Consider the following 23,569-nt stretch of genomic DNA (forward strand, 5'->3'; position numbering starts at 1 on the left):
GCCCACGATTTTACCCCAGCTCACGCGCCGGCGGCGAGGACGTCGCGCGTCGCCTCGAAGGCGCGCCGCGCGCGATCCGCCGCCGACTCCACGCCGTCGCCGCCGAGCGACTCGCCGACGATGCGGGCCACGCTCGCGCCGTCGAGCGGGGTCTTGAGCACCCGCGCCGCCGCCGCGAGCGCGACGCCGGCGCAAGCCGCCGCGATCGTGACCGAGAGCGCCGCCTCGCCGAGCGCGATCGGGAGGACACGCGCGCGCTTCTCGCGCACCACCGTCCGCGCGGCCTCCGGCAGCACGCCGGTGGGATCCATCCCGAGGACCGCGAGGACCGCGCCGTCGGAGAGCGCGACGACGGCGCCCGCGCTCGACACGCCACGCTCCGTCGCGACGACGAGCCGCGGCGGGCGGCGCGCCATTCCGCCGCGGGCGTGCCCGCGCGACGCGAGGACGTCGAGCACCGCGCCGGGGCCGTGCGCGTTCGCGGCGACGATGCCGTGCACCCGCAGGCCGACCCCGTTCGCGAGCGCGGGGCCGAGGACGCCGAGCACCGCGTCGGCGGTCCCGATCTCGTCGACGACGAAGCGGAGCGCGATGTCTCGCCCGTCGACGCCCTCTTCTCCGTGCGGCTCGGGCGCGCGCGGCAACGCGTGCTCGACGTCGACGAACGAGAAGATGCGCTTGCCGTGCTCGTCCGCGAGCATGTTCTCGCAGACGGCGGCGAGGTCCGAGACGTCGAACGCGGAGCCCGCCGCGCCGACGAACAGCTTCGGGATGCGGCCGATGCCGGGGAAGCCCGGCATCCACGTGAGCGCGTCGGTGAAGGCGGACTTCACGTCGCGCGCGAGGAGCGCGCCGTGCGTGAGCGGCTCGTCGGCGGGCTCGAGGACCGTGACCGCGAGCGCGCGACCGAGCGCCTTCACGAGGCGCGGCCCCGGGAACGGACGGAGCGACGTGAGGTGCACCGCGCCGACGTCGTAGCCGCGCGCGCGGAGCTCCGCCGTCGCGCAGAAGAGCGCGTCGCCGACGGGGCCGGTGCCGACGAGCACGAGCGGCGACTCGCCGAGCGGGATCTTGTCGAACACGTCGTGACGCCGGCCCGACACGGAGCCGTACTCGCGCAGCGCGGCCCCGAGCGCGAAGGGCACGCGCTCGGCGAAGGCGCGATCGCTGCCCGCCGTGGCGCGCGCGCGCGGCGCGCCGGCGGCGCCGACGAAGGCCTGGATCGCGCGCTCGTGCGGGAGGCCGACCATCGCGACGCCGCGGCCGGCCGCGTGCGCGGAGCTCGCGAGGCCGTGCACGACGACGAAGGGGACCCCCGAGTCCTCCGCCGCGCGATGCGCGACGAGCGTGAGGTCGAACGAGTCCTCCGGTCCCGACGCGGAGAGCACGCCCCAGCCGAGGTCGGCCAGCGCGGCGAGGTCCTCCGCGCCGTGCCCCGCGATCGCGTGCGCGACGACGCCGGCGCGCGCGGCGGCGGCCTTGCGGAGGCCGTCACGCATCGTCGCGAAGGCGGCGATCGGCCCGAAGAGCGCGGCGCGCTCGCCCTTGTCCGCCGCCGCGAGCGCGGTCGCGAGGTCGCCGTGCGCGAGGAGCTGGCTGCCCGTCATCTTCTCGGCGAGCGTGAACGCCGCGACGGCGTCGAGCATCTCGAGCTTCACCGCCGCCCCGCGCACTGACTGCACCGCCGGTGTCTCCGCGGTTCGTTCGAGCTCGTCCATGATGGGCGAACGATGCGCGAACCCCTTCTCGCGCGCAAGAGGCGCCTTGCCACGATGCGTCGCGCGCCCCGCCGACCGAGCTACCGCCCTTGCGACGGGTTGGACGGGAGCGGCTCGATCCGCGGCGAAGGCGCGGGAACGAGCGGGGTCGAAGGCCGCGGCGCGGTGTTGTCTCGGGGGAGCGCGCCGGCCGGGGCCGCGCCGGCCGCCTGCGGGGGACCGACCCATTTCACGCAGACGCCGGCGGCGTTGGCGCGCGAATAACCTTGATCGAGGAACGTGCGCACGACCGCGTCGCACCCGAGCTTGGCCGCCTTCTCCGTCAGCGCCTGCGCGACGTCGTCCGGATGCGCCTCGCTCCCGAAGCCGATCGCCTGCACGAGCGCGATCTCGTAGTAGGGGCGGGTCGGGAGCGGCTGATCGGCGAGGTAGAGCTCCACCGGGCGGCCGGTCGGGGGCTCCGGCGCGCGGAACATCGCCTGGTGCGTCTCGGTGTGGCCGCACGCGACGAGGAGCACGGAGAGCGGGAGGAGCACGGAGAGGCGGGTCACAGCTCGCTGTCCTCTGGCTCGAGGGGAGGCGAAGGCGCCGGCGGGAGGAGCGGCCCGTCCTTCGAGGGGGGGAGCTGCGTCGTCATCGCGCGCCCGAACATCGAGAGCGTCATCAGCTCGTCATTTGTAGAATACACACGAGTACCGGAGCACGTCGCGCCGAGGCTGCACGTGTAGTAGTACTGCTCGACGTGCATGCGCCCCGCGAGCTCGAAGCGCGCGCGCGTGCCCTCGATGACGGCGACGTTGCCGCCGATCGCCGCGACGCGCGCGAGGAACTGCGGGAGGAGCGTCTCGACCGTCGCCTCCTGCTGCATCGCGTGCACCTCGACGACGCCGAGATCGACCGCGTCCGGCGGCGGGCGGCCCGTCGCGTAGATCGCGACCGGACCGGAGTACGCGCCGAGCTGCACCGGCCCCGTCCGCACCGCGCTCCCGCCGATCGACGAGCAACCGCCGAGCGCGAGCGCGACGACGAGCACGGCGAGCCGCGTCACCGCTTCGGCGTCACGATACACCATCGGCGGAAGCATACAGCGGTCGGACCCCGAGCGCCGGGCGCCGCCGGAGCTGGGCTGGCGCGACGATACCGCAACCCTTCGGAACCATTGTCTTCCGAATTGCATCGCCCGCGACGTGAAAACACGTTGGTCGCTGCTATACCGCGAGGGTGACGCTAGACCGCGGGCAGATCCTGGCCGGAAAGTACCTCGTCGAGCGCACGCTCGGCGAGGGCGGCTTCGGCATCGTGCTCGAGGCCACCCACCTCGTCCTCGGGGAGCGCGTCGCGATCAAGGTCCTGAAGGCAGAGCTCGCGCGCGACGAGGTCGTCGTCGCTCGCTTCCTCCGCGAGGCTCGTGCGGCCGCGCGCATACGCGGCGAGCACGTCGCGCGCGTCCTCGACGTGGGATCGTCTCCGGGGGAGCCGCCGTATATCGTGATGGAGCACCTGGTGGGCAACGACCTCGGAAAGCTCGTGGCGACGCGCGGCGCGCTCCCGGTCGCGACCGCGATCGATCACATCCTCCAGGCGTGCACCGCGCTCGCGGAGGCGCACGCGCTCGGCATCGTCCATCGCGACGTCAAGCCATCGAACCTCTTCCTCACGACGCGACCCGACGGCACGCCGTCGCTCAAGGTGCTCGACTTCGGAATCGCGAAGGCCGCGCCCACGTCCGACGCGGCGCCGAGCTTCACGCGCACACAAGACGTGGTCGGCACCCCGCTCTACATGGCCCCCGAGCAGATGCGCTCGGCGAAGGTCGTCGATCGTCGCACGGACGTCTGGGCCCTCGGGGCGACGCTCTACGAGCTGCTCGCCGGCAAGCCCGCCTTCGACGGCGCGACCGTCTCGGACATCTACGCGATGGTGCTCACCGAATCGCCGGCACCGCTCGATGTGTCCGTACCCGCACCGGTCGCCGCCGCGATCGCGTGTTGCCTCGAGAAGACCGCCGAGCGCCGCTTCCCGGACGTCACCTCGTTCGCCGCGGCGATCGCGCCGTTCGGGACCGGCCGCGTCGGCGCGCCCACCGTCGGCGCGATGACGGCCGGGAGCCTCCCGCCCGCGAGCCTCCCGGTCACGACCCTGCCGCAGACCGTGCTCGCGCAGCGTCACACGCTGGCGCTCAGCCCGATCGCGACCGCGCCTCGCGCGAGAACGCGGCGCGGCGCGCTCCTCGCCCTCCTCGCGCTGGCTGCCGTCGTCGGCGCGGCGATCGCGGTATATCCACGCGCGCGCGTCGGCGCAGCGTCGCGGCCGGCGCCGGCCCCAGCCCCAACGGCGGCCCCTGACGCGACTGTGGCCGAGGTCGCCTCCGAGCCCGCGCCGACGCCGGAGACGGCCGCGCCGGCCGCCGTGGTCACCGAGCTGCAAGCGCGCGCGACGACCCCCGCGAGCGCGAAGCAGCGGCAGACGAAGTCACGCAAGCAACCCGAGGCCAAGCTCGAGCCGAAGCCCGAGGTCGACCCCGAGCCGTCCGCCCCCGCGGCGTCCTCACCCCGCGGCGTCGCGACGTCGCGCTTCGAATGAAGCGACGCTCCCTCCTCGCGCTCCTCGTCGCGGCGAGCGGCTGCAACGCCCTCCTCGGCATCGAGGCGGGCGAGTACGATCCTCCACGAGACGTCCAGCGCGATGTGCCGCGCGACGCCCCGAGCGGCGACGACGACGACGACGTCACGCCGAACGACGCCGGCGCGGGCGTCGTTCGCCCCGAGGTAATGGACGGCGGCGTGGCCGTGCTCGCAACGGACATGGCCATCGACGCCATCACGGTCGGCGCGACGCACGTGTTCTGGACGAACCGCAGGAGCCGCACCATCTCACGCGCACCGATCGGGGGTGGCGAGACGGAGGCCTTCGTCGAGAGCACGGAGAACTCACTCGGCGCGACGATCGTCGCGAAAGACGGCGCCGTGTACTTCCTGAGAGCCGGCGTCCACCGCTGCCCGGAGAGCGCGTGCGCGGCGACCGGCCCCGAGCGCGTGGTCCCGCCGCCCGCATCCATCTTCACGGTCGCAGGCCCTGGCGCCACGTACGCGAGGGGCAGCGGCCTCTATCACTGCCCCGTGCTCCCGTGCGCGGGCAGCGACGTGCAGATCGCCGAGGGCGGAGCTCGCATCATCTGGAGCATCACGAGCACCAGCGACGAGGCGGTATGGGCGAGCTCGGTCGCCGACGGACCGCTCACCATCTTCGCGCGTGACCTCTCGCGCGCAAGCCCCGAGCGCGTCGTCTCGCCCCCGCAAGACGCCGGTACGCTCGGCGTCTTCGCGCTGTCGGTCGCCGACGCGTGGCTCGTGTTCTCCACCACGGACGGGCTCTACCAAACGCAGCTCGGCGGAGCCGGCCCCAACCACCGGCTCGCCGACGGCGACATCCGCAGCTTCGTCGTGCGCGGCGGACAGATCTACTACACCGACACGACCCACGGTGCCGTGCTGGTGCGCCCGCTCGAGACGCCGTCCAGTCCCGCGTCGGTCCTCGCGGCGGAGCAACCGAACGCCCACGCGCTCGCGATCGGCCCCGACCGCACGCTGTACTGGGCCGTCACCGACGACGCCGGCAGTCGGCTCGTCCGGCTCGTGAGACAATAGCCGGGATGAGACGCGCGACGCTCCTCGTCGTCCTGGGCCTGGTGAGCACACCCGCGGTCGCCAGCGCCGACGGGGGCGACGCCGAGGCGCTCTTCGTCCAGGGCAACGCGCTCGTCGCGCAGGGCAAGTACGCAGAGGCATGTCCAAAGCTCGCGGAGAGCGAGCGGCTCGAGCCCGCGATCGGCACGCGCTTCAACCTCGCCGACTGTTACGAGCACCTCGGACGCACGGCGTCGGCGCACGCGACGTTCCTCGACGTCGCGCGACTGGCGCACGCGGCGGGCAAGTTCGAGCGCGAGCGCCTCGCGAAGGAGCGCGCCGCCGCGCTCGCGCCGCGGCTCGCGAAGGTGAAGCTCGACGTGAGGTCGGTGGCGAACGGGCTCGAGATCCGGATCGACGACGCGGTCGTCCCGCGCGCGACGTGGCGCGACGAGCACGTCCTCGATCCCGGCCCCCACGCGCTGACCGCGACGGCCGCGGGGCGCGCGCCGCTCCGCCTCGCCGCGACCGCGAAGGAGGGCGCCGTCACGGTCGTCGCCGTGCCCGAGCTCGCGGCGCCGCGACGCGAAGCACCCCCCACCGCGCCGGACGCGCCCGCCGGCTCCGGGCGGCGCACCCTCGCCCTCGCGCTCGGCGGCGGCGGCGTCGCCGGGCTCGTCGTCGGCAGCATCGCGGGCGCGCTCGCCCTCTCGTCGAGGAGCCGCGCCGAAGACCTCTGTCCGCAGACGACCTTCCGCTTCCGCTGCCCGACCGAGGAGGGCGCCGACGAGTGGCGCTCCGCCAACACCGCCGGGAACGTCGCGACGATCGGGTTCATCGCCGGCGGCGCGATGCTCGTGGCCGCGATCGCGATCTGGCTCACGGCCCCGAGCGCGACGCCGAGCGCGCGGCTCCCGACCTGGAGCTCGAGCTTTTGATGCGCCGCGCAGCGATCGCGACGCTCGCCGTCCTCGCGGGGTGCAACGCGCTCCTCGGGATCGAGCCCGCGGTCCACGACGCGCCGGACGCGCGATCGCCGGAGCCGGAGCCGGAGCCGGAGGAGACGGGCGCGCCTTCCCACCCCGACGATCCGCCGACGCCGCTCGTCGACGCCGCGACGCCCGATCCGGGACCGCCGGAGCCTGGACTGTGCGTCGATCTCCCGAACAACCCCCGTCACTGCGGGCGCTGCGATCACGACTGCGGGCCGGGCGCGTGCAAAGCAGGAGTCTGCCAGCCGGGCGTGCTCGCGATCGACGTGAACACCCCCGAGGCCTTCGTCGTCACCTCGAGCCACGTCTACTACCAGACCGGCGGAGGCGACGTGCAACGCGTCCCCATCTACGGCGGCCCCGTCGCGACCCTCTACAGCGCGGGCGCGGCGGGCCTGGGCACGAACCTCGTCGTGCGCGGCGAGCACGTCTACTTCGGCGACCACCCGGGCAAGCGCGTCGTCCGCTGTCCGCTGGCGGGAGCGTGCACGCCCGAGGTGGTGATCCCGAACCTCCCGCAACCGAACCTGATCGCGTCCGGCGACAGCGGCCTCTACGTCACGAACGGCGTGCGCTCGACCCATATCTACCGCTGCGACGGCGATACCTGCGCGAGCCCCACCGTCTTTACCGCGGACGAGGACGGGATCAACCAGCTCGTCGTGAGCGGTCAGACGCTCGTCTGGGCGGTGTACATGGCCGATGGAACGGCGATGGTCCGCACCGCCCAGACGACCGACCCGACGCCGCGGACGCTCTTCGAAAACATGTTCGGCGGCGGCATCGGCATCAGCGCGCTCACCGTGATCGGCCCGCGCGCCTACTTCGTGCTCCGCAGCGAGCTCTCCAGCGTGCACCTCACCGACGGCACGCCGCCTCGCCTCCACTCGAACCTCCACGTCATGGCGTTCCAGCTCGAGCCGTGGAACGGCTCCTTCTGGTTCGGCAACTACTACACCGGCGACGTGCGCCGATGGCCGCTCGGCGCCGACGCGGGGGCGCCGCCGATCCTCGAGGTCGACTCGGATCCCCTCCTCCATGACATGAGGGTGGAGTCGACCGGCATCTACTGGACGTCGAACAAGCGCCTCATGCGCCTCGCCCACCCGTGAGCGTGGTCAGAGCAGGTTGGCGGCGAGCTCGGCGAGCTCGCTGCGTTCGCCGCGCGTCAGCGTGATGTGGGCGGCGACCTTCTCGCCGCGGAAGCGGTCCGCCGCGACGGAGAGGCCGTTCGAGGCGCTGTCGACGTACGGATTGTCGATTTGCCCAGGATCGCCGGTAAGGACGATTTTTGTGCCATCTCCGGATCGCGTGATGATCGTCTTCACCTCGTGCGGGGTGAGGTTCTGCGCCTCGTCGACGATGATGTACTGCTGCGGGAGCGAGCGGCCGCGGATGTACGTGAGCGGCTCGACCTGGAGCTGGCCGCTGTCGAGGAGCTCGGCGTAGGCGCGGGGGCCCTTGCGCGTGCCGCTCGAGAACAGGAACTCGAGGTTGTCGAAGATCGGCTGCATCCAGGGGTTCAGCTTCTCGTCGACGTCGCCGGGCAAGAAGCCGATGTCGCGGCCGAGCGGCATGACCGGGCGCGAGACGAGCATGCGCGTGTAGACGCCGTCCTCGATCGTGCGCTTGAGGCCAGCCGCGAGCGCGAGGAGCGTCTTGCCGGTGCCGGCCTTCCCGATCAGCGTGACGAGGCGGACGTTCTCGTCGAGGAGGATGTCGAGCGCGTGGCTCTGCTCCTTGTTGCGCGGGCGCACGCCGATGACGCCCTCGCGCGGGGTGCGGAGCGCGACGATCTCCTTCTTCCCCGCGTCGTAGCGGCCGAGCGCGGTGTGGGACGCGTTCGCCCGATCGCGGAGGAGGATGCACATGTTCGCGATGAGCGGCGCGGGCCCTTCTTTTCCGGCGCGGGAGAGGTCGCGGACGGACTTGTCGTCCTTCGGCGGCTCGAGGAGGTGCGGCGGGACCGGGATCTTGCCGTCCTGGAAGAAGGCGTCGATCTCGTCGGCGGACACCTCGACGTCGGTGACGCCGGTGTCGACGCGCTCGGGCGTGACGCGCTGGTTCTCGTAGGTCTCCGCCGGCATGCCGAGCGCGTCGGCCCGGATGCGGAGGTTCGTGTCCATCGTGACGAAGATGGTCGGCGACCCCGCGTTCTGCTCGCGGACCTCGAAGGCGGTCTGCAGGATCGCGGCGTCCATCGCCTGCTTGTCGATCGCGGTCGGCAGCTCCGGGAAGCGCGCCGGCACGAAGACGGTGAGCGACCCGCCCGACTTGATCGGGACGCCCTTCGAGAGGGAGCCGCCCTGATCGCGGAGGTCGTCGAGGAGGCGGACGACGTGGCGCGCGTTCCTGCCGCGCTCGGAGCCTTCGCGCTTGAACTGATCGACCTCCTCGATGACGTAGATCGGGATGATGACGTCGTTGTCGTCGAACTTGAAGATCGCGTTGGGGTCGTGAAGCAGGATGTTCGTGTCGAGAACGTAGTTCTTCTTCATGCGGGATTGGCGCGCGCGCGTCCGAGGTGTTCCCAGCCGTAGCCCGATCTCACCAGATCGTCTAGTGTGGACGCCCGAATGAGTCAGCGCCCCGCCATCCGGAAGCGCGCCAGCACGCAAGATTCGGCTGGGCTCCCGCCCTGGCTGGTGCGGGCCGAGCGCCTCCTCATCGAGGCGGTCCGCAGCGTCCGGCTCCTCGGATCCGTCGTCCCGCGCAACGCGGCGCAGGAGCGCGCCCGCCTCGTCGACGTCTTCGAGTCGGGCGGCATCGCGACCCCGCGCTGGTCCTACGCCCGCTCCGACCACACCGCGCTGCGGAAGGCCCTCGCCCGCGCCGCGCACCGCCTCGAGGCGGACGCGCACCCGGTCGGCCGCCTCTACGCCGATCGCGCGCGCGAGCTCGAGGTCGAGGCCGCGCTCGCGAGCGAGGTCGGCACCGGCGTCCTCGGCGCCCTCGCCCGCGCGCGCTTCCGCTCCGAGAACCCGGCCAAGGCCGGCGAGGCGACGATCCTCGCGCGCAAGTGGATCAACGAGGGCCGCGACGCGCCGGAGCCCGCGAGCGCGGAGATGGTCCTCACCGACGCGAACGTGCCGGGCTCGCTCCTCACGCGCATGCGCGAGGAGGTGGGGCGCCTCATGTTACCGTTCGCGGTCGTGGTGCAGCCCTCCCTCGCCGCGCTCGCCGCCACCGGCGAGAGCCACATCCTCGTCGCCGCGAACCGCAGCTGCACGCGCGAGGACGTCGAGCGCACGGTCATGCACGAGATCGAGGCGCACGCGATCCCGCGCGCCCGCGCCGCGCAGGGCCGCCTCGCGATCTTCCAGATCGGCACCGCGCGAGGGATCGACGATCAGGAGGGCTTCGCGCTCGTCCTCGAGGAGCGCCACTCGTTCCTCGGCCCGAAGCGCAAGCGCGAGCTCGCCGCGCGTCACCTCGCGGTCGAGGCGATGGACGGCGGCGCGCGCTTCCACGAGAACGTCGAGGCGCTCGTGAAGGAGCACGGGCTCACCGTGCGCGAGGCGGTCTTGATCGCGGAGCGCACCTACCGCGGGAGCGACGGCACGACGCCGGGGCTCGGCCGCGAGCGCATCTACCTCGAGGCCTTCATCCGCGTCGGCGAGCACCTCGCGAAGAAGCCGGCCGACGAGGGCTTCCTCACGAGCGGCCAGGTGAGCATCGACGCGATCCCGACCCTCGCGCCGTTCGTGAAGCGCGCGCGCGCGACCGAGCCGCCGAGCAACGCCGGCCTCGGCTGAAGGGCGCGCGTTGCGGAAGCCGCGCCGCCTCCGCGAAGGCGATCTCGTCGCCGTCGTCTCGCCGTCGTGGGGCGGGCCGGCCGAGTTTCCGGCCGCGTTCGAGGCGGGCCTCCGCGCGCTCGCGGAGCTCGGGCTGCGCGTCCGTGAATACCCCACGACGCGCGCGGCGAACGCGCCGGTGCGAGCGCGCGTCGACGACCTGCACGCCGCGTTCGCCGATCCGGAGGTGCGCGCGATCGTGACCTCGATCGGCGGCGACGACTCCGTTCGCCTCCTGCCGAAGCTGAAGGAAGAGCACCTGCGGAACGATCCCAAGATCGTCCTCGGCTACTCCGACAGCGGGACGCTCCTCTCCTGGCTCGTCCATCACGGCGTCGTCGCGTTCCACGGCCCCTCCGTGATGGCGGGCCTCGCGCAAGCGCAGCGCTATCCGCCGAGCTACCGCGCGATGCTCCGCGCGATCCTCTTCGACGCGGTGCCGCGCTTCGAGTACCCGCGCTTCGGAGTCGCGTGCGAGGGCTACGAGGCGGACTGGTCTCCGCGCGCGCTCGTCGCGGACGCGGGGGCGCGCCGGCTCCTCGGCGCGGGCGTGGCGCGCGGGCGGCTCTACGGCGGATGCCTCGAGACGCTCGAGGCGATCAAGGGCACGACGTGGTGGCCGGAGCCCGCCGACTGGGCGGGCGCGGTGATCATGGTGGAGGGCTCCGAGGCCGCGCCGCCGCCGGACGCCTACCGCCGCGCTCTGCGCTCGTGGCTCGCGGGCGGGCGGCTCGAGCACGTGTCGGCGCTCTTGATCGGGCGCGCGCGCGGCTACGACGCGGCGATGAAGGCCGCGCTCGACGCGGCGATCGGCGAGGTCATCGTCGAGGAGGCGGAGCGACCCGACATGGTCGTCCTCACGAGCTGCGAATTCGGCCACACCGATCCGCAGTGGCTCTTGCCGCTCGGATGCGAGGTGGAGATCGACGCCGCCCGCGCGACGGTGACGCTGCTCGAGCCCGCGGTCTCGTAGGTCAGAGCGCGGCCGGGAAGCAGACGCCCTCCGAGTCCCCGAGCTCGTTCTTCACGCGCTTGCACTCGTAGCCCTCGCGGCAGGCGCCGGCAGCGCCGACGTTGCATTGCTTGAGGCAGAACGAGCCTTCCTCGAAGAGGGCGCAGAACGCCTCCGCCGCGCCGGGCTGGAAGGGACACGAGCCGGGGCAGCTCACGGTGCACATGCCGCCGGGGTACTCCGCCGTCGCGCAGACCGCGTTCTCGCCGGCGCGCGAGCACTCCGCGTCGAACGTACACGGCTCGCCGATCCACTTGCCGTCGGTGCCGCCGAGCGGGCCGACGTAGTCCATCCGCGCGGCGTAGAGGTTCCAGACGTTCCAGAAGACCCACGCGCCGCCGCCCGCGTTCTCGTTCACGCGCGGGTTGTAGGCGTAGAGCACCGCCGTCGCGTCGTTGGCGGGCGTGACCTTCAGGTCGTCGAGCGTCGTGCCGGTGATGTCGGGACCCCAGCCCGAGGCGGTGCGGTCGCCGGCGCGGATCTGATCGAGCATGTCGCGGAGGGTTCGGCCGAGGCAGTCGACCTGGCGATCGAAGCCCGCCGTCTCGGGGAGGCACTTCGTCGCCTTGATGCAGCCGCACTTGAAGACGTACTCGACGCGCTCGGGCGGGAACACGTAGTCGCGCGCGCCGACGAGGCCCTCCGTCGTCTGCGCGAGGACGAGGAACACGAGCGGGTTGATGCGGTACTTGACCGACGCCGCCAAGATCGCGTCGGACGCGCGGATGCCGTTCGACTGGTACGTCTCGAGGAAGCTCGAACGCAGGTAAGGCGTCCGCGCGAGGAACCTCTGCACCGCGTCGCGGTTCAGCGAGTCGGAGTCGGTGAACGCGCCGCTCTCGAGCAGGTTGTTGCGATCGAACGGCAACGCGAGGCCGCTGCCGTCGGGCTTCGCGAGGTCGAGCGCCTGGAGGAACGTCGGCTCGGGCTCGTCCGAGCACGACGCCGCCGCCAGCGTCGCGAACATCCCGAGCGCGGCGACGAGCACGAAGGCAGAGCGGCGGATCATTTGCGGTCCTCGATCAGCGAGCCGGGGCTCGGCGGCTTCGCCGGCGCGGCCGGCGCGGCCGGCGCGGAGGAAGGCGCCGCCGGCGGACGCGGCGTCGTCTTCACGATCCCGGCGTTGAACGGCGCGCGCGGACGCTCCGCGACGACGGACGCCGGCGGCGCGGCGGCGCTCGGCGCAGGCGGCGGCGCGGCGGCGCTCGGCGAGGACACGACCGGAAGCGGCGACGACGCGACGAGCGACGCGACCGGCGGCGGCGAAGACGCGACGCTCGATGCGGCCGGGGGCGGTGAGGACGCGACCATCGGCGCGGGCGGGCGTGTGAGCGCGAAGGCGACGAGGGCCACCGCGAGGGCGACCGCGACGAGGCCGAACGCGGCCTTCTTGTTGCTCGTCTTCGGCTCGCGTGCGCGCGAGCCCGTCGCGGACGTCATCGCCGTGACCGGCGCCTGCTCGGTGGGGCGCGAGCTCGGGCCGGAGCTGCGCTTCACGTCGGGCGTCGTCGTCGCGACCCCCAAGGCGGGTGCAGGGTCGTCGAGCTCGGGCGGCGGGATCGACCGCTTCATCGTGAGCGCCTGCGTCACCGCGTCGATGTGAAGATGCGACGCCTCGCGCGCGAACGGCCGCAGCGCCTCCGCGAGCGCGGCGACGTCCGCGTAACGCTCGCCGCGATCGCGCGCGAGGCACTTCATGATGACGGCCTCGAGCTCCACCGGAAGGCTCGGCTCATGCTCGCGCGGAAGGGCCGGATCGATGTAGAGGACCTTCGCGAAGAGCTCCCCCGTCGCGTTCTCGTCCGACACGAAGGGCCGCTTGCCGGTGAGCGTCTCGTAGAGGATGACGCCGAGCGCCCAGATGTCGCTCCGCGCGTCGACGTCCTTCGACGCGCGCACCTGCTCGGGCGACATGTACTGCGGCGTGCCGAGGAGGTTGTCCGTCGACGTGAGCGGCGCGCCGTCGACCTTCGCGCTGCTCTCCTTCGAGATGCCGAAGTCGAGCACCTTGAGGAGGCGCTTGCCCGCCGCCTCGGCGATGAAGAGGTTCGACGGCTTGAGGTCGCGATGAACGACGCCGAGCGCGTGGACCTCGGCGATGCCGGCGCACGCCTGGAGGACCCACTCGAGCGCGGTCTCGACCTTCATCTTCCCGTTCGCGACGAGCTCGTCGGCGAGGTCGTGACCGGAGAGGAGCTCCATCACGAGGTACGGGACGCCGGTCGGGAGCTTGCCGATGTCGAAGACGCGGACGAAGTGCTCGCTCTTCACGCGCGCGGCGAGGCGGGCCTCGCGGACGAAGCGCGCGTGGAGGATCTCGTTCGACGCGTGCTCGGGGCGGAGGAACTTGATCGCGACGCGCTGCTGCAGCTCGGGGTACTTCGCGGTCGCGACGACGCCCATGCCGCCCGCGCCGAGGACCTTCTCGACGACGTAACGACCGCCGATCCGCATCCCCTTCAGGGACTCGATGAACGTACGGTCCTCCGCCACGAGCGGAGTATACGCTACGGGCCCTGGCACGACTGCATGCACCGGAGCCCGTCGCGGCAATCCTTGTCGTCGCCGCAGCCGTCGTCTTCGCAAGAGCCCTCGCGCCGCGCGAGCTCGTCGTCGACGCACACGATGCATGGGCTCGGAGCCCCCGCCTCGCCGGACAACCTCATCCCCGTCGCGCACTCCGCCGTGCAGCCCTTGCCCACGCCGCCGCAACGATCGTCACGGCAGAGGCAGCGATAACCTCCGGCGTCGGGCCGCTCGAAGCGCTCGGCGAACCGGAACGACTCCTTGCAACATCTCCGGCAGTCGCTCCTTCCACGGCAGTCGTCGCCGCCGCTCGGCGCGTCCGCTCCGCCCTCGAGGCCCGGTCCTCCTCCCGGCCCCGGCCCGCCGATCGGACCTTCGAGGTCGTCGATCCCGACGATGGTGCGGCACCCCGCGATCGCGATCGCGAGCACGACCCATCGCTTCACAGCGCGCCTCCGAGCGAGAGGCCCACGCCGCTCCGCGCCGGCGCGAGGTAGAGCGCGCGGTGATCGCTCCGCGGCGCCGTGATCCACAAGACGACGCCGGCCACGAGCGCGCCGGCGCCGACGCCGACGAGCACGGTCGACAGATCCGCCGCCGTCCCCGCGCTCTTCGCCGCTTCGTCGCCCTGCCGTCGTGCCTCCTGGCTCGGGCAGCGCCGGTCCGGGCACTGCTCCTCCGCCGTGCTCCACTTCGAGAACGCCGAGATCCCGAGCCCGGCGCCGACCCCGACGCCGACGACGCCCGCCGCGCCGACGACCACCGCCCAGACCTTCTGCGCGTTCAACCCCTCCGGCGCGGGCCTCGGCCTCTCGACCTCCACCCGGGCCGGAGGCGGCGGCGGCGGCGCGTCCGCGAGCGCGGGCACGACGACGTCGATCGTCGCCCCTTCCCCGCGCAGATCGACCGTGCTCGTCCAGTCGATCTTGCCCGGCGCCTTCGCCGCGAAGGTGTGCGCGCCCGGATCGATCGGCAGCGCGACGCCCCACTGCGCCTCCCCGACCGCGACGCCGTCACGCGTGAGCGCGAAGCCCGGCGCGCTCGCGGACACGACGATGCGCATGCGCGTGAGCTTCGACTCGAGCTCCGCTTCCTTCTTCGCCGCCGCCTCTTCGCGGTCCTTGCGCCCCGTCTTCCGCGCCTCCGCGAGCGCGGTGGTGTAGTCGGCCCACGCCGTCGCGGTCTTGCCCTCGGCCTCGTGGCAGAGCGCGATCGCGAAGAGCGTCCCGCCCCCCGGATCGAGGCGCTGGCTCTCGACGAGCTTCGGGCAAGCGGCGGCGAAGTCCTTCGCTTCCATGAGCCGCTTGCCCTCGTCGAAGAGGGCCTGCGCGGTGGCGACGTCCTGCCCCGTCGCCTGGGCGCGCGCGGTCCCGGAGCCGCACGCCATCGCGGCGAAGAACCCGAGCCCGACGCTTGCTCCTCGCGGGTTCATCGCCTCGCAGTCAACCACAAGCAGACCGGGGTTTGCGATCGTGAAAGAGGATCACTCGATCTCGACGTCGGCCGGCGGCTCCTGCGGGATCGGGCATCCGTTGAGCTCCGGATCCGCGTTCGGCTGACCCGGCTCGTCGGGGCACGCGTCGACCGACGACGGCACGGTGTCGCCGTCGCGATCGTCGTCCTCCTTCACGATCGGCGGCGGGCACCCGTGGAGCTTCGGGTCCACGTTCTTCTCGCCCTTCGACTGCGGGCATTGGTCCTCCGCGTTCGGGATCCCGTCGCCGTCGACGTCGTCCGCGGGGCAGCCGTTCGTGTTGACGTCCTGCGTCCGCACGCCCGGCGTCTTGATGCACGCGTCGTCGGCGTCGGCGACGCCGTCGCCGTCCGCGTCGGGCCCGAGCGGCGGCGGACCCGCGATCGGATCGCGCCGCCGTCCGCCGAACGAGACGTGGACGCCGCCCCACACCACGTGCGCGTCGGCCTCCGCCTGGCGCGCGGTCCCCGGCTCGACGACGTGCGTGTACGCCGCCATCGGCCCGATCGCGATGCTCCCCTCGCGCAGCGCGAAGTCCCAACCGAGCATGCCGTTCGCGCCGAAGCGCGGCGCGGAGCCGTTGAGCGCGAGCCCGGCCCCGCCGCCGAACCACGGTCCGGCGGGTCCCATCCGCGGTCGCGGATGGAAGCGAACGCCGCCGGTGAAGAACGCGATCGTCGCGGTGGAGCGCGGAGGCAGCCCCGGCGCCGGATCGTTCGGCGCGAGGAAGACGCCGCCCGCCGCCACCTCGGCCGAGAAACAGGAGAAGATCGGGAGCTCACCCGCGACCGCGCCCGCTCCGCCGAACCCGAAGTCGCCGCCCTGCGGGGTCCCCACCGCGTGAGCGAGCCCCGCGTGCGCATGGACGCGGGGCGTGCTCTTGTAGGCGGGGGTCTCGTCGGCGGTGGCGGGCTTCGTCGCGAGGAGCAGGGCGAGCGCGGCGAACGCGCAGGCCGTCTTCGCCATCAGTTGGTGGCGGTGCCCGTCAGCACCATCGTCGGGAGCGGGGCGCAGATCGGGACCGGGTTCGCCAGCGTCACGGAGTACGCGCCCTGGTAGAGGCCGGTCGGGACCGGCGACGCGGTGGGGAAGAACGTCAGGTTGTTGTTGCTGGTGGAGGTGGTCCCGGCGCTGATCGTCGAGGTCGAGGTCGCGGGACCGAACGCGTCGGTGAAGCCGGCCGGCCCGCTCGTCGTCGTCACGGTGAACGTGAGATCGGCGGAGAGGTTGCCGGTGTTCCGCACCGTGGTCGGGCTCGGCGCCGAGGTCGCGCCGCGCGCGGTGTTGGCGAAGTTCTTCGTCGCGACGTTGTTGAAGTCGATCACGGCGCCCTGCGCGGTCTCGTTGATCGTGACGTTGAACGGCGCGGCGACGTTCCCGGTCGTGAGCTCGAGGACGTCGTTGATGCCGTTGTTCGCGGTCGACGTGGTCGCGCCGGTCGTGCCGGACGGGATCAGCTTCGGCGTCACCGTGACGTCGATCGCCGCGCCAGCGCCGATCGGCCCGTTCGCGGGAGAGACGGTGAAGCCGGAGCCGGCGCCCTTCGCGAGCGTCGCGGTGAAGGTGGTCGCCGGGCCGTTGTTGGTCAGGCGGACCGTCCTCGCCGCCGCCTGCGTCCCGCACGGGACGAAGTTGAAGTTCAGCGGCGACGGGGCCGCCGCGATCGAAGGCGCCGCGCCGGTGCCGCTCAGGGTGAGGTTCCCGGGGAGGTTGCCGCAGAGCACGACCGGCGGCGCGTCCGCCGGCTGCGAGACCGTCGCGATGTCGCTCGTCGCGCCGACGGCGACCGGGGTGAAGCTCGCGGAGGAGCTCGCGCTGTTCGTGCCGGCGGTGGAGCCGAGCGTGAGGGTGGACGCGCTCACGCTGAACGGCGTGCCGGCGCTCGTCTTCTGATCGAGGACGATGTCGACGTTGCCGAGGTTCGTGAACGTGTAGCTCGGGGACGTCGCCGTCACGCCGATCGGGACGCCGGCGGCGCCGGCCGCGTTGAGGATCGTGATCGAGTTCGTCGAGCGCGTGACGACCGCGCCGCGCGCGGTCTGATGGAGCTCGATCGCGTGCGGGGTCGCGTCGCCCGGCGCGGTCGTCGTGATCGTGAGCGTGTCGCCGAACGCGTCGGGCGCGGTCGAGCTCGTCTGCGGGATCTGCTTCGGCACGACCGTGAGCTCGACGAAGCTGTTCGCCGCGACGGTCTGGTTGTTGATCGCCGCCGCGTTGGCGGTCGTGTTGTACGAGAGCGTGTAGACGGTCGTGCTCCGCGTGAGCAGGGCCGAGAACTGGAACGCCGCGTTGCTCGAGTTCGTGATCCGCACCTTCTGCGACGGCGCGGTGGTGCCGCAGTCGACGAGCCCGGCGGCGCTCCCGAACGAGATCGACGGCGGCGTGACCGAGACGACGCCGGTGGTGCCGGTGCCCTTGAGGCTGATGTCGGCGGGCGCGACGTCGCAGAGCGGACCCGCCCCCGGCGTGAGCTTGATCGCGCTCGTGTAGTCCTCCTCCGCGGTGGGCGTGAACGTCACCCTCGCCTCCTGGACGCCGGGCGTCGCGGTGGTCGGATTGACGCTGAGCGCGAACGGGCTCGGATCGTCGGCGACGCTGAGCGTGATCGGGACCGGCGCGTTGCCCGCGTTCGTGACGGCGAAGACGTTCTCCACCGGCGTGCCGATCGTCCGGTTGCCGAAATCGATGCCGGAGGGGACCGAGAACCGGAGCACGCCGCCGCGCGCGCTCTGCTTCAGATCGAGGGTGGCGGTCGTCGGTCCGATCGAGAGCTTCAGCTGATCGCCGAGGCCGTTCTGCGCCGTCGTCGACGGGATCGCGACCGGCTTCGGCGTCACCGTCACCGTCACGCTCTGGCCGCTCGGGATGCTCCCGCTCGCAGGGTCGATCGTGAAGGGCGACGCCGCGCTCTTCACGAGCTCCGAGGTGAAGCTCACCGCGACGGCGCTCGGGTTCGAGATCGTGAAGGTCTGCGCCGCCGCGGTGCTGCCGCAGTCGGTGTTGCCGAAGTCGATCTCCGCGGTCGACACCGTGGGCAGGCCGCCGTCGCCGGTGGGGACGCTGGTCTCCTGCTCGTTCGTGCCCGTGTCGGTGACGCTCGAGTCCTTCGTCGGGACGACGACGCTGGCGTCGGTCCGCGACGCGTCGCTCGCCGAGCCGTCGGCGCCGGGGGGATCCGGGATGTCTGCGCCCGTCGCGGAGTCACCACATGCCGCAGCAGCTGCGGCAAACAAGCCAACCCACGCCCCCATCACGATCCAATGCGCACGCCTCATGACGCTCCCACTCCCGCGGGTCGTACCCGCGATATCCAAGTTCGACGTATCGATCACACGGCCCGTCGGGTCGTGCGAGCAAAGGCCCGACGTTGAATATAGGGGAGCCGCCGCGCGATGGGGCGATGAACCTCACCGACCTCGAACAGGTCAGTGAGCGCGAGTCGTACTTGGTGGGCTCGCGGTCAGCGAGGCCCTGCGCCCGTCACGGGCCCGGTGGCCTTCGCGGTCTGCGTGAGGCCGGGCACGTCCTTCATCAGCGAGCCGGTCGCGTTGATCGGGCCGTTCGTGCCCTTGATGTCGGCGTCGTAGGCCGCGTTGACGAGGAAGTTCGTGTCCTTGATCTCGTGCGGGCCGGCGCCCGAGCCGTAGAGCATCGCGCCGTAGTCGTTGCTCTCGATCGTGACGTGATCGAGCGTGAACTTGTCGACCGCGTTGAAGTGGAGGCCGCAGTGCGAGTTCGCGACCTTCGTGTACGCGAGCGTCAGCGACTTCGCGCCGGAGGAGATGATGAAGTCGCCGCCCTTGCCGGTGCCGTGGAAGTTCGAGTCCGTCGCGCTGAACGTGCCGGCGGCGTCGTTCATCGTGAGGCCCGGGGCGACGCCCTTGTCGTAGTCGAGGTACGACGCGGTGAAGGTGCCGGCGAGGGTGGAGCCCGCCGTCGCGGTCACGTTCGTCTTCGTCACGGTGAGCTTGCTGCCCGCATCCATCTTGAACGGCGACTCGGCCTTGATGACGCCGTTCTCGATCGTCGCGTCGCCGCCGGTCTCGGTCCAGATCGCGTTCTTCGCGCCTTCGATGTCGAGGCCGTTCGCCTCGAGCTTTCCGCCCTGCGAGACGAGGAGGCCGCCCCAGCCGGTGCCGGTGAGCTTCGCGTGCTTCGCGGCGGAGTCGACCTTGAGCGTCCCCTTCACGATCACGGTCACGCCAGGTCCGAGGTTGATCGTCGCGCCCGGCGCGATCGTCACGACCTCACCGGCGTTGATCGTCCCGTTCTCGGCGATCGTCTTGCCGTCCTCCCACGTGCCGCTCGCGATCGTCGTGCCGGGATCGACGTCGATGTCGTCGTCGTCGTCGCCGACGGCGTGCTCGCCGTTCTCGGCCTTCGGCGGCTTCTTCGTCGTCTTCCCCGTCTTCGTCCTGCTCGGGGACTCGGCGGTCTCGGTCGTGCACGCCGACGCGAGGAGGGTGAGAGCGAGAGCCGAAGCGAGGAACGTGACGGTACGCATGACCGCATCATAGTGCAGGCGGCGTGCCCCACCGGCTTTTTATGGTCAGGGGCTCCGCCCCCGACACCCCCGCGCCGGACACGGCCCGCCGAAGACGGCGGGTCGCTGCGCGACCGCTTTCGCGGCCGCTTCCGGCGCCGCGACAGCGGCAGTCTGTCCTCAAGGAGCTGGTCCGGCGCTCCATCGGGGTCGATGTAGGTGGTGCGCGAGCTATTTCACGTGGAGCGGCACGAGCGTGAACGCCGCGCCGGCGCGGTTGTCGTGCGTGACGATCCAGATGGTGCCGTCGCCGGGATCGTTGGGCGCGCGGTACTTGATGTCGCTGTCGGAGATGCGACCGGCCTTCGTGTCGAAGAGGAGGCGCGCGGCGTCGTTGAAGTCGCCGAGGTCCGTGTAATACGTCGCCCAGACCTGCTCGCGCTGCGTCGTCGCGAGGAGCGGCTCGGGGTACTCCTCCCAGCTCTCCGGCGTGACCTTCACGTCGATCTTGTGCTCGAAGCAGTCGGCGCGCCGCGAAGCGACGCAGCGATCGATCGTGATGCCGGCGTCGAGATCGACGTCCTTGCCGTCGAGCGTGATCTTCTCGACGACCGGGTTCGCGTTCGTGCGATCGGCGTACGAGTACACACGGTTGATGCCGATGACGTAGTCGTTCGGCCCGAGCTCTCCGCCGTTCTCGTCGGTGCAGCGGATCGGGACCTGCTGCGGCGCGTTCCCTTGCCGATCGGCGATCCGCACCTGCCCCGCGCACGCGATGTTGAAGATGATGACGAGGCCGTAGGGCACGGTGCCGGGGCGCTCCTTGAGGACGTCCTCCGGCATCTGGAAGGTGAAGGTGTTGCCCTGCGGGAGGAAGGCGCTCAGGTCCACGTCGCGCGGGATGCTCGCGAGGAGCCCCGCCGCGCCGCCGTCGGGCGCGGCGGAGGGGACGCCGCCGTCGACCGGGAACGGCGGCTCGAGGCGCGCGCCGCCGTCGATCGGCGTGCCGTCCGCCGTCTGCGAGGGGATGAAGCACGCGTAGTAGAGGTCCTCGCGCGGGTTCACGCAGACGACCGGGATCCACACCGTCTTGAGCTCGCGCACCTTGTCGCGCCGCCCGTCCGCGACGAGCGTCTCGAGCGTCACCGTCTCGCCCGCGCTCGCGTACGGCTTGTCCGCCCGCACCCCGAACATCCGGACGCTGTTCACCTTGCTCTGCGCGTCCCACCCGCCCGATCCGCAGGCGATCGCGATAGGAACGAGGAGGGCGAGAGCTCGAGCGCGCATCACATCTCCAGGCGGTAGCCGAGGCTCGGGAGGATCGGCACGCCGGTCGCGAAGGTCGATTGGGAGAAGTTGTAATTGTAGCTCGCGCCCTCGACGTTCCCCTGGTTGTAGGCGTTGTAGAGGTCGAGGTACGCGCTCATCTTCATGCCGTTCTGCAGGTACCAGGTCTTGTCGACGCGGAGGTCGAGCTGGTGGAACGCGGGGTTGCGCGTGCCGAACGGCGGGAACGAGTAGCCGGGGATGTACGCGCCCGCGGTCGCGTCGAAGAAGCCGTACGTGAGCGGCGTGCGGAGGTTGCCGGAGACGTAGCGGAAGCGCGCGCCGATCTCCCAGCCGCCGCCGAGGCGGTAGCTGCCGATCGCGGTGAAGATGTGCGTCTGATCGAAGTTGAAGAGGTGCTCCGGCTCGTCGGGCGCCTCGCGCCGCACGCTGCGCGAGAGCGTGTACGCGACGAAGCCGAAGAAGCGCGCGTCGGGCTTGTAGCGGAGGAGCGTCTCGAGGCCGAACGCGCGGCCCTCGCCGGTGTTGCCCTGCCCTTGCACGATGATGCCGTCGTACTGGCGGTAGAAGCCCTCGGACGAGACCTCGATGTTGCGCGTGATCTGCTGCTCGACGCCGGCGCCGTAGTGGTTCGCGATGATCGAGCGCGTGCCGGGGACGCCGAAGACCGGGTTCGTCTCCTGCGGCTGCGGCGGGTTCGCGAAGCGGCCGACGCCGCCCTTCACCGTCGTGCGCGGGAAGTCGCTCTTGACGTCCTGCTTCACGACGAGGCGAGGCTGGAGGTCCCACGACTTGTTCTCCTTCGTGTAGTCGAGGCGAACGCCGGGGACGATGCGCGTGCCCTTGAACGGCGTGAGCTCGAGCTCGTCGTAGAACGCGGGGCGATAGAGGTTGTCCTCGCCCTTGAAGACGAGCGGCGGCCGCGAGCCGAACGGGCCCGCCGGCGGCTCGCCCGGGCGCGGGATCGGCGGCGCGCGCAGGTTCACCTGGTACGGCTGCGAGAGCATGTCGATGCCGAAGTTGTTCCGCGCGCCGGAGCCGAGCTTCTGCGAGAGCTCGATGCGCCCCGTGATCGGGACCGAGTCGAGGTTGAAGAAGTTGTCGCCGACGCCGAACTGGAGCGCGTCCTTGCCGACGGCGGCGACGGCGCGGAGCTCGGTGTCGGGGGAGAGCTTGCCGACGTAGCGCGCCTGGAACCGATAGAACGCGGTGCCGAGGCCGATGTTGCCGGTGAGCCCCGGCGCGCCGCCCGCGACCTGACGCACGAGGACCTGCAAGCGATCGTCGGAGCCGAAGAAGAAGAAGCGGAGGTTGTGCTTCCCCTTGTCCCAGCTCTTCTGGAGCATCGCCTGGTAGTCGTAATAGACCGGCGCGGTCGTGACGCCCGACTCGAGCGCCTCGAGCACGGGCTTGAGCCACACGTCGACGTACGAGCGGCGACCGCCAACCGCGAAGTTCCAGCCCGTGTTGCCGATCGGCCCCTGCGCGACGAAGCGCGCGTCGATGAGGTCCGCCTGCACGAGGCCGTGGACGCCCTCGCGCGCGGTGAAGAGCTTCGAGCCCGCGTCGCGCTTCACGACCGGGTCCTTCACTCCGACGTCGATGACGCCGCCGGTGTGGCGTCCGAAGTACGAGCTGAAGTTGCCGGGGTAGAAATCGATGTGATCGAGCATCTCCGAGGGGATGACGCTCGAGAGGCCGCCGAAGTGGTAGATGATCGGCACGAAGGTGCCGTCGACGTAGGTGCCGGTCTCTTGCGGGGCCGCGCCGCGGACGATGAGGAGGCCGATGATGCCGGGCGCGCGCGCGATGCCGGGGAGGTTCTGGACCGCGCGGAGCGCGTCGCCGTTGGTGCCGGGGATGCGCGTGAGCTCGCGCTGCTCGAGCGTGCGCTTCGTGACCTCGCGCGGAGGTTTGGTCCCCTTCACCGTGACCTCTTCGATCGGCTCGGTGTCGGCGCCGCGCCGGCCCGGGGGAGGCGGCGGCGGCGCGACCTCGGGGCGCACGAGGCGCGAGTCGAGCTTCGCCTCGGTGCCGGGGTCGAGCATCTCCTCGTCGGTCTGCGGATCGAAGCCGGACGCGGCGATCGTGATCGTGTACTTGCCGAACGGGAGCCGCTCGAGCTTCCACGTGCCGTCGTCGGCCGTCGTCGTCGTCTGCGGCTGGCCGTCGGGTCCGACCGCGGTGATCGTCGCGCCCGCGATCGGCGTGTCGCTCACCTGCTTCGTGACGCGGCCGATGAGCTGCGCCGGCGGCGGGGTGAACACGTAGCGGTGGCGGACCTTCGCCGCGATCGGGACGCCGTCGCGCTTCGCGGGCTCGAGCTTCAGCGTCTTCGCGGCCTCGAGCGCGGCCTCGTCGAAGCCGTGTCCGCCGCCGGACTTGTCGATCGTCGCGCGCGTCACCGCGCCGGTCGCGTCGAGCTCGAGGACGAGCACGACCTCGGTCTCGGTCGTGACCTTGTCCTCGATCGCCTGCGGCGGGTACTTCGCGCCGTCGTCCTGCACGACGACCGGCATCGTGATGACGGGCTGCGCCGGCGGAGGCGGCTGCTCTTGCGCGCGCGCGACCGCCGCGCTCGACATCGCCGCGACGAGCAGCGTGGCCTGGAGAAAGCGCCTCATCCGCGGCGGCGCACCTTACTACGAGGCGTGGTA

General features: G+C 71.9%; 19 protein-coding genes. 6 read left to right on the forward strand and 13 right to left on the reverse strand.

The genetic code is table 11. The annotated features are described in order from the left end of the window. Positions 1 to 20: 20 nt before the first annotated feature. The 3 genes from KF837_18630 to KF837_18640 all read right to left on the reverse strand — a co-directional run bounded on the left by KF837_18630 (position 21) and on the right by KF837_18640 (position 2,790). Positions 21 to 1,718, reverse strand: coding sequence for a hypothetical protein (locus tag KF837_18630; protein MBX3229342.1), 1,698 nt, complete (start codon positions 1,716 to 1,718; stop codon positions 21 to 23). Positions 1,719 to 1,798: 80 nt separating this feature from the next. Then, positions 1,799 to 2,269: a hypothetical protein gene (locus KF837_18635; protein ID MBX3229343.1), complete on the reverse strand. Its 471-nt coding sequence runs from the start codon at positions 2,267 to 2,269 to the stop codon at positions 1,799 to 1,801. After that, on the reverse strand, positions 2,266 to 2,790 hold the full coding sequence (locus KF837_18640) for a hypothetical protein (protein ID MBX3229344.1): 525 nt from the start codon (positions 2,788 to 2,790) through the stop codon (positions 2,266 to 2,268). The genes KF837_18635 and KF837_18640 overlap by 4 nt, the downstream gene beginning before the upstream one ends. 149 nt (positions 2,791 to 2,939) lie before the next feature. Between KF837_18640 and KF837_18645 the strand changes: the two genes are divergently transcribed. The 4 genes from KF837_18645 to KF837_18660 are packed head-to-tail and all read left to right on the forward strand — an operon-like array spanning position 2,940 to position 7,448. Continuing rightward, a complete protein-coding gene (locus KF837_18645) occupies positions 2,940 to 4,301 on the forward strand; it encodes a serine/threonine protein kinase (GenBank protein ID MBX3229345.1) in 1,362 nt (453 codons plus the stop codon). Beyond that, the gene (locus KF837_18650; protein ID MBX3229346.1) at positions 4,298 to 5,365 is read left to right on the forward strand and encodes a hypothetical protein; all 1,068 of its coding nucleotides are present in this window, start codon (positions 4,298 to 4,300) and stop codon (positions 5,363 to 5,365) included. The genes KF837_18645 and KF837_18650 overlap by 4 nt, the downstream gene beginning before the upstream one ends. 5 nt (positions 5,366 to 5,370) lie before the next feature. Further along, positions 5,371 to 6,282, forward strand: a complete 912-nt coding sequence (locus KF837_18655; protein ID MBX3229347.1) for a hypothetical protein — start codon at positions 5,371 to 5,373, stop codon at positions 6,280 to 6,282. Continuing rightward, a complete protein-coding gene (locus KF837_18660; protein MBX3229348.1) occupies positions 6,282 to 7,448 on the forward strand; it encodes a hypothetical protein in 1,167 nt (388 codons plus the stop codon). Before KF837_18655 ends, KF837_18660 begins: the two co-directional genes overlap by 1 nt. A gap of 6 nt (positions 7,449 to 7,454) precedes the next feature. Here KF837_18660 and KF837_18665 read toward each other — a convergent pair whose 3' ends face one another. Next, positions 7,455 to 8,834 (reverse strand): PhoH family protein, encoded by a 1,380-nt coding sequence (locus KF837_18665; GenBank protein MBX3229349.1) that lies wholly within the window; start codon positions 8,832 to 8,834, stop codon positions 7,455 to 7,457. Positions 8,835 to 8,981: 147 nt separating this feature from the next. On the opposite strand from KF837_18665, the gene KF837_18670 reads away from it, so the two are divergent. Both KF837_18670 and KF837_18675 read left to right on the forward strand, forming a co-directional pair. Further along, complete coding sequence (locus tag KF837_18670; GenBank protein ID MBX3229350.1) at positions 8,982 to 10,091, forward strand: DUF1704 domain-containing protein; 1,110 nt, start codon at positions 8,982 to 8,984, stop codon at positions 10,089 to 10,091. 10 nt (positions 10,092 to 10,101) lie between these two features. Then, a complete protein-coding gene (locus KF837_18675) occupies positions 10,102 to 11,103 on the forward strand; it encodes an LD-carboxypeptidase (GenBank protein ID MBX3229351.1) in 1,002 nt (333 codons plus the stop codon). A gap of 1 nt (position 11,104) precedes the next feature. Here KF837_18675 and KF837_18680 read toward each other — a convergent pair whose 3' ends face one another. From KF837_18680 to KF837_18720, 9 genes are all read right to left on the reverse strand, one after another. Continuing rightward, positions 11,105 to 12,151 carry a hypothetical protein gene (locus KF837_18680; protein ID MBX3229352.1) on the reverse strand — a complete coding sequence of 349 codons (1,047 nt, stop codon included), beginning with the start codon at positions 12,149 to 12,151 and terminating at the stop codon, positions 11,105 to 11,107. Then, complete coding sequence (locus tag KF837_18685; protein ID MBX3229353.1) at positions 12,148 to 13,635, reverse strand: protein kinase; 1,488 nt, start codon at positions 13,633 to 13,635, stop codon at positions 12,148 to 12,150. Before KF837_18685 ends, KF837_18680 begins: the two co-directional genes overlap by 4 nt. Positions 13,636 to 13,649: 14 nt before the next feature. Then, complete coding sequence (locus KF837_18690; protein MBX3229354.1) at positions 13,650 to 14,114, reverse strand: hypothetical protein; 465 nt, start codon at positions 14,112 to 14,114, stop codon at positions 13,650 to 13,652. Further along, positions 14,111 to 15,100, reverse strand: coding sequence for a hypothetical protein (locus KF837_18695; protein MBX3229355.1), 990 nt, complete (start codon positions 15,098 to 15,100; stop codon positions 14,111 to 14,113). Before KF837_18695 ends, KF837_18690 begins: the two co-directional genes overlap by 4 nt. Positions 15,101 to 15,151: 51 nt before the next feature. Then, positions 15,152 to 16,108: a thrombospondin type 3 repeat-containing protein gene (locus tag KF837_18700; GenBank protein MBX3229356.1), complete on the reverse strand. Its 957-nt coding sequence runs from the start codon at positions 16,106 to 16,108 to the stop codon at positions 15,152 to 15,154. After that, positions 16,108 to 18,417: a choice-of-anchor D domain-containing protein gene (locus tag KF837_18705; protein MBX3229357.1), complete on the reverse strand. Its 2,310-nt coding sequence runs from the start codon at positions 18,415 to 18,417 to the stop codon at positions 16,108 to 16,110. The genes KF837_18700 and KF837_18705 overlap by 1 nt, the downstream gene beginning before the upstream one ends. A gap of 185 nt (positions 18,418 to 18,602) precedes the next feature. Next, positions 18,603 to 19,646: a hypothetical protein gene (locus KF837_18710; protein MBX3229358.1), complete on the reverse strand. Its 1,044-nt coding sequence runs from the start codon at positions 19,644 to 19,646 to the stop codon at positions 18,603 to 18,605. A 210-nt stretch (positions 19,647 to 19,856) separates the two neighbouring features. Beyond that, on the reverse strand, positions 19,857 to 20,912 hold the full coding sequence (locus KF837_18715; GenBank protein ID MBX3229359.1) for a hypothetical protein: 1,056 nt from the start codon (positions 20,910 to 20,912) through the stop codon (positions 19,857 to 19,859). Then, positions 20,912 to 23,536, reverse strand: coding sequence for a TonB family protein (locus KF837_18720; GenBank protein MBX3229360.1), 2,625 nt, complete (start codon positions 23,534 to 23,536; stop codon positions 20,912 to 20,914). The genes KF837_18715 and KF837_18720 overlap by 1 nt, the downstream gene beginning before the upstream one ends. Positions 23,537 to 23,569 lie beyond the last annotated feature (33 nt).

Source organism: Labilithrix sp., from assembly GCA_019637155.1.
In the GTDB taxonomy this organism is placed as follows: Bacteria; Myxococcota_A; Polyangia; order Polyangiales; family Polyangiaceae; genus Labilithrix.

What these genes read in the sequence shown, in the direction of transcription:
- KF837_18630 (MBX3229342.1), bottom strand. Translation starts at nt 1,718, where the DNA reads ATGGACGAGCTCGAACGAACCGCGGAGACACCGGCGGTGCAGTCAGTG.
- KF837_18640 (MBX3229344.1), bottom strand. Translation starts at nt 2,790, where the DNA reads ATGGTGTATCGTGACGCCGAAGCGGTGACGCGGCTCGCCGTGCTCGTC.
- KF837_18650 (MBX3229346.1), top strand. Translation starts at nt 4,298, where the DNA reads ATGAAGCGACGCTCCCTCCTCGCGCTCCTCGTCGCGGCGAGCGGCTGC.
- KF837_18655 (MBX3229347.1), top strand. Translation starts at nt 5,371, where the DNA reads ATGAGACGCGCGACGCTCCTCGTCGTCCTGGGCCTGGTGAGCACACCC.
- KF837_18660 (MBX3229348.1), top strand. Translation starts at nt 6,282, where the DNA reads ATGCGCCGCGCAGCGATCGCGACGCTCGCCGTCCTCGCGGGGTGCAAC.
- KF837_18665 (MBX3229349.1), bottom strand. Translation starts at nt 8,834, where the DNA reads ATGAAGAAGAACTACGTTCTCGACACGAACATCCTGCTTCACGACCCC.
- KF837_18680 (MBX3229352.1), bottom strand. Translation starts at nt 12,151, where the DNA reads ATGATCCGCCGCTCTGCCTTCGTGCTCGTCGCCGCGCTCGGGATGTTC.
- KF837_18695 (MBX3229355.1), bottom strand. Translation starts at nt 15,100, where the DNA reads ATGAACCCGCGAGGAGCAAGCGTCGGGCTCGGGTTCTTCGCCGCGATG.
- KF837_18700 (MBX3229356.1), bottom strand. Translation starts at nt 16,108, where the DNA reads ATGGCGAAGACGGCCTGCGCGTTCGCCGCGCTCGCCCTGCTCCTCGCG.
- KF837_18705 (MBX3229357.1), bottom strand. Translation starts at nt 18,417, where the DNA reads ATGAGGCGTGCGCATTGGATCGTGATGGGGGCGTGGGTTGGCTTGTTT.
- KF837_18710 (MBX3229358.1), bottom strand. Translation starts at nt 19,646, where the DNA reads ATGCGTACCGTCACGTTCCTCGCTTCGGCTCTCGCTCTCACCCTCCTC.
- KF837_18715 (MBX3229359.1), bottom strand. Translation starts at nt 20,912, where the DNA reads ATGCGCGCTCGAGCTCTCGCCCTCCTCGTTCCTATCGCGATCGCCTGC.
- KF837_18720 (MBX3229360.1), bottom strand. Translation starts at nt 23,536, where the DNA reads ATGAGGCGCTTTCTCCAGGCCACGCTGCTCGTCGCGGCGATGTCGAGC.